This is a genomic window from Pseudomonas sp. 2VD, from assembly GCF_005503585.1.
Taxonomy (GTDB): domain Bacteria; phylum Pseudomonadota; class Gammaproteobacteria; order Pseudomonadales; family Pseudomonadaceae; genus Pseudomonas; species Pseudomonas aeruginosa.
In genome coordinates this window covers 1-5,357 of the sequence record NZ_SCND01000393.1, presented here as the reverse complement: position 1 = coordinate 5,357, position 5,357 = coordinate 1, and the positions used below count along the sequence as shown (strand labels likewise).

Below are 5,357 nucleotides of genomic sequence, written 5' to 3'. Positions count from 1 at the left end.
ACGGGGACATGTCGAGGGTTGGGCAGCGCCTCCGGGCGGAACGGCTTGCCGAGTAGGGCGAATAGCGCCGCAGGCGCTATCCGCCGTTACGCCGGGTTTCACGGCGGATAACCGCGAGCGGTTATTCGCCCCACGGGGACATGTCGAGGGTTGGGCAGCGCCTCCGGGCGGAACGGCTTGCCGAGTAGGGCGAATAGCGCCGCAGGCGCTATCCGCCGTTACGCCGGGTTTCACGGCGGATAACCGCGAGCGGTTATTCGCCCTACGGGGGCGTGTCGAGGGCTGGCAGCGCCTCCGGGCGGAACGGCTTGCCGAGTAGGGCGAATAGCGCCGTAGGCGCTATGCGCCGTTACGCGGGGTTTCACGGCGGATAACCGCGAGCGGTTATTCGCCCTACGGGGACATGTCGAGGGTTGGGCAGCGTCGCCGGGCGTAACGGCTTGCCGGTAGGGCGAATAGCGCCGCAGGCGCTATCCGCCGTTACGCCGGATTTCACGGCGGATAACCGCGAGCGGTTATTCGCCCTACGGGGACATGTCGAGGGTTGGGCAGCGCCTCCGGGCGTAATGGCTCGCCGTTACGCCGGTGTCTCAAGCCACCGCGTAGTAATGCTTGACGAAGCCGCCGTCGGCAACCTCCCAGAGCACCGGGGTGCCCTTGCTGACGAACCAGCTGTCGCCGGCCTTGTAGAGCGTGCTCTGGCCGGTGGACTCGTCGGTGAGGCGGACCTCGCCGCTGACCACCGTGGCCTGTTCGCTGAACGGATAGGTCATGCGGAACTTGCCGGCGGTGGTGCCGAAGTAGGCGGCGCTGACCGGGTCGGTGGGGGCTCCGGCGGTCATCTTGCCGAAGGCTTTCACCTCGCCTTCGAGGATCTCCGAGCCGAGGTCGGCGACGCTGCCCCAAGCGTCCAGTTCATCGAGGGTGATGCCGTGGCGGATGGCGGTAATGGCCATGGGAATGCTCCTTGTAGAGTGATCGGTAGGTTTCAGCGCCGGCCGTTCCAGTAGCCGGAGAGCTGGTGCCAGGTCTTGCCCGCGCTGAGCAGCAGCGGGCGGAAGTGGTCCTTGCCGTGGATCGGGATGCGGCGCACCGAGCTGAGCAGGTCGTAGCGCGCCGAGCCTTCGCTCATGCCTTCGGCGAGGACCTTGCAGACGATGTGGCTGGGGGTCACGCCGAACCCGGAATAACCCTGGACGAAGAACGCGTTGGGCCGCCCCGAGAGGCTGCCGATCTGCGGGAACAGGTTGGCGCTGCAAGCCATCGGCCCACCCCAGGCGAGATCGATGCGGACGTGCTCCAGGTAGGGGAAGATCTTCAGCATCAGCTTGCGGTTCCAGGCCTTGAGGTCGCCGGGGATGCGTTCGACGAAGGGCGTGGCGGCGCCGAACAGCAGGCGGTTCTCGTTGGTCACCCGGTAGTAGTCGATGACCGGGCGGATGTCGCTGTAGGCGCCGCGGATCGGGCTGATCCGCTGGATCAGTTCGTCCGGCAGCGGCTCGGTCATCATCTGGAACGCGTAGGTATTGATGGTAGTGCGGTGCAGCTCGGGTTCGAGCCGGTTGAGGAAGCTGTCGCAGGCCCAGAGCAGCTTGTTCGCGGTGACCGAGCCCTTGGCCGTGCGCACGCGGATGCGCTCGCCGTATTGCACCTCCAGCGCCGGGCTGTATTCGAATATCCGTGCGCCGAGGCCGGCCAGCGCCTTGGCTTCGCCGAGCAGCAGGTTGAGCGAGTGCACATGGCCGCCGCCCATGTGCAGCAGGGCGCTGCCGTAGGCGTCCGAGCCGATGATCTGGCGCACCTCGGCACCGTGCAGGTAACGGATCTCATGGGGCGAGCCGAGCGACCGGAACTCCTTTTCCCAGGCCTGCAGGGTCTTCGCCTGGCGCGCGTTGAAGCCCATGTAGCCGTAGCCGTGGCAGAAGTCGGCGTCGATGACGTACTTCTCGATGCGGCCCTTGATGATGTCGGCGCCGAGGTCGCTGATCTCGAAGATCGCCCGCAGGCCGTCCTCGCCGACGTCCTTGCGGATCTTCTCCAGGTCGTGGCCGATGCCGGCCATGATCTGCCCGCCGTTGCGCCCGGTGCCGCCGAAGCCGAGGTGGCGGGCCTCCAGCACGACGATGTCGGTGATACCGTGCTCGGCCAGTTCCAGCGCGGTGTTGATGCCGGAGAAGCCGCCGCCGATCACCACCACGTCGGCGTCCAGGTCGGTTTCCAGGGAGGGGAAGGACAGCTCGTACTTCTTGGTCGCCGTGTAGTAGGTCGGCGTCTCGATGTTGATCATGGATGCGGCCTGGCAAGGGGTGGATGTACCTATTAGACGCTCCGTGGCCGCCGCGGTCTTGTTCCTGTCTGCCGCCGGCTTGACCGGCCCTGCCAGGCGCGCTTCAGCCCAGCGTGGCGATCACCCGTGGCGCGACGAAGTCGATGAAGGCGCGCAGCTTGGGCGAGACCTGGCGGCCGGACGGCCAGAGCAGGAAGAACCGCGCGCGGCGCTCGCAGAAGGCGTCGAGGACGCTGACCAGGCGTCCTTCGCGCAGCGCCTCGCGGATCGAGAAGTCCGGCAGGCAGGCGATGCCCTGGTCGCGCAGGGCGAAGCAGACGCGGGTCTCGATGTTGTTGCAGACCATCGACACCGGAATCTGCGGCGGGGCTTCGCCGTCCGCGCGGCGCAGCGGCCATTCCTCGAGGCGGCCGGTGTTGGAGAAGCGGTAGTGCAGGCAGGTGTGCCGCAGCAGGTCTTCCGGGCAGCGTGGCGTGCCGTGGCGGGCGAAGTAGGTCGGCGAGCCGACCAGCTTCAACTGGAACTCGCCCAGTTCGCGCATGGACAGCCGCGAATCCACCGGCTGGCCGGTGCGCAGGACCACGTCGAAGCCTTCGTCGACGACATCCACCACGCGATCGCTGAAGTCGAGGTCTAGCTCGATGTCCGGATAGGCCTGCATGAAATCGGCGAGCGCCGGCAGGACCAGCCCGCTGACCAGCGGCAGGCTGACCCGCAGGCGCCCGCGCGGGGTCTCGCGGCTTTGCGACAGCTCCAGCTCGGTGGCTTCGATCTCGGCCAGGATGCGCCGGCTGCGCTCGAGGAACAGGCTGCCTTCGGCGGTCAGGGTGATGCTGCGGGTGCTGCGGTGGAACAGGCGCACGCCGAGCTTCTCTTCCAGGCGGGCGACCCGCTTGCCCACCGCCGAGGCGCTGACGCCGAGGGTCCGGGCGGCGCCGACGATGCTGCGGGTCTCGGCGACGCGGACGAAGACGGTGAAACCGCTGAGGCTGTCCATGCAAGGCTCCGATTACGGACATCAAGGTCCGGATAGAGCGGAACTCTATCCGTCTTTTTCCGCTTTTGCAGCGCTCTTAGCCTGTCCGCATCCTTCATCGTCCGCGGAGAGTCCTGCATGTCAGGTTTCGAACGAGGGCCAGGGCGCAGCCTGGCGGAACATGTCGATCAGGCGATCGAGGCGGCATTCGCCGACCAGCGCCTGGTGGGAGCGGTGGTACTGGTGGCGCACCGGGGGCAGTGGCTCTATCGACGGGCTGCCGGCCTGGCCGACCGCGAGGCCGGCCGGACAATGGGCGAGGACAGCCTGTTCCGCCTGGCCTCGGTGAGCAAGCCGATCGTCAGCGTCGCCGCCCTGAGCCTGGTGGACGAGGGCCGGCTGGCCCTCGACGAGCCGATCGCCGACTGGTTGCCGGCGTTCCGTCCGCGCCTGGCCGACGGCCGCGAGGCGCGCATCACGCCGCGGCAGTTGCTGAGCCACAGCGCCGGCCTCGGCTATCGCTTCCTCGAAGCCGACGCAGACGGCCCCTATGCCCGCGCCGGGATTTCCGATGGCATGGACCTGCCGGGTTTCGACCTGGCCGAGAATCTCCGTCGCCTGGCCTCCGTGCCCTTGCTCTACGAGCCCGGCCGCGCCTGGGGCTATTCGCTGGCCACCGACGTGCTCGGCGCGCTGGTGGCGCGGGTCGACGGGCGGCCGCTGGCGGAAGCGCTGCGGCAGCGGGTCGGGATTCCGGCCGGCATGCGCGACAGCGGCTTCCTCTGCGCCGACGCGCAACGCCTGGCGGCGGTCTACGTCAGCGACCGGCCACGCCCGCGGCGGATGGCCGAGCGGGAGACCGTCACGCCGTTCGAGGACTGCGTCGGCATTCGCTTCGAGCCGCGTCGGGCCTTCGAGCCGTCTGCCTATGCGTCTGGCGGGGCGGGGATGATCGGCAGCGCTGGCGACGTGCTGCGCCTTCTGGAGGTCCTTCGCCAGGGCGGCGCGCCGTTGCTGACGCCTGGCCTGGTGGAGGAAATGGGCCGCGACCAGGTACCCGGCCTGGAGCTGCCGGCCAATCCCGGTTTCGGCTTCGGCCTGGGCTTCTCCGTGCTGCGTGACCCGGCCATCGCGCAATCGCCGGAGTCTCCCGGCACCTGGCGCTGGGGCGGCGCCTACGGGCATTCCTGGTTCGTCGACCGGGCCCGCGAACTGTCGGTGGTGGCGCTCACCAACACCCTGTTCGAGGGCATGTCGGGACGCTTCGTCAACGACCTGCGCGACGCCGTCTACCGTTCCGCGGAGGTGCGCTGATGGGACGCCGCGAAGCATTTCCGGAGAACGCCGGGGCCGCTGCGTCGGCCGTGGCGCCGCGGCTGCCGCTGAGCGCGTTGCTGGCGATGGCGATGTCCGGCTTCGTCGCCATTCTCAGCGAAACCCTGCCGGCCGGCCTGCTGCCGCAAATCGGCGCGGGGCTGGCGGTCAGCGAGGCGCTGGCCGGGCAGTTGGTCAGCGTCTATGCCCTGGGTTCGCTACTGGCCGCGTTGCCGGCGGCGAGCCTGACCCAGGGCTGGCGGCGGCGCCGGGTGCTGCTGCTGGCGCTGCTGATCTTCTTCGTCTGCAACAGCTTCACCGCCGTTTCCTCGGATTACCGCCTGACCCTGCTGGCGCGCTTCGGCAGCGGCGTCGCCGCCGGCCTCGCCTGGGGCCTGCTGGCCGGCTACGCGCGGCGCCTGGTGCCGCCGGAGCAGCAGGGGCGGGCGCTGGCGGTGGCCATGCTCGGTGCGCCGCTGGCGTTGTCGCTCGGCGTTCCGCTGGGCACCTGGCTGGGCGGCCTGCTCGGCTGGCGCTGGGCCTTCGGCCTGTTGTCGCTGATCGCGCTGTTGCTGGTCGGCTGGGTGCTGCACAGCGTGCCGGACTTCCCTGGCCAGCCGGCCGGGCGGCGCCTGCGCCTGCTCGGGGTGCTGCGCACGCCGGGCGTGCGTCCGGTATTGCTGGTGATCGTCGCCTGGGTGCTGGCGCACAACATCCTCTACACCTATATCGCGCCGTTCCTCGCCAAGGTCGGCCTGGGCGCCTCGGTGGACCTGGCCC

5 protein-coding genes are annotated in these 5,357 nt (G+C 69.1%); 2 read left to right on the top strand and 3 right to left on the bottom strand.

The features are described 5' to 3' along the window. Nucleotides 1–590: 590 nt before the first annotated feature. The 3 genes from FFS27_RS27995 to FFS27_RS27985 all read right to left on the bottom strand — a co-directional run bounded on the left by FFS27_RS27995 (nucleotide 591) and on the right by FFS27_RS27985 (nucleotide 3,284). The gene (locus tag FFS27_RS27995; protein WP_003111385.1) at nucleotides 591–956 is read right to left on the bottom strand and encodes a cupin domain-containing protein; all 366 of its coding nucleotides are present in this window, start codon (nucleotides 954–956) and stop codon (nucleotides 591–593) included. Nucleotides 957–988: 32 nt separating this feature from the next. After that, the gene (locus FFS27_RS27990; RefSeq protein ID WP_021264797.1) at nucleotides 989–2,287 is read right to left on the bottom strand and encodes an NAD(P)/FAD-dependent oxidoreductase; all 1,299 of its coding nucleotides are present in this window, start codon (nucleotides 2,285–2,287) and stop codon (nucleotides 989–991) included. Nucleotides 2,288–2,390: 103 nt separating this feature from the next. After that, nucleotides 2,391–3,284, bottom strand: coding sequence for a LysR family transcriptional regulator (locus tag FFS27_RS27985; protein ID WP_003111387.1), 894 nt, complete (start codon nucleotides 3,282–3,284; stop codon nucleotides 2,391–2,393). 117 nt (nucleotides 3,285–3,401) lie between these two features. Between FFS27_RS27985 and FFS27_RS27980 the strand changes: the two genes are divergently transcribed. Beyond that, nucleotides 3,402–4,577 (top strand): serine hydrolase domain-containing protein, encoded by a 1,176-nt coding sequence (locus tag FFS27_RS27980; RefSeq protein ID WP_003111388.1) that lies wholly within the window; start codon nucleotides 3,402–3,404, stop codon nucleotides 4,575–4,577. Then, the coding region (locus FFS27_RS27975) for an MFS transporter (RefSeq protein ID WP_137952358.1) at nucleotides 4,577–5,357 on the top strand (781 nt) is incomplete at its 3' end. The genes FFS27_RS27980 and FFS27_RS27975, both read left to right, overlap by 1 nt.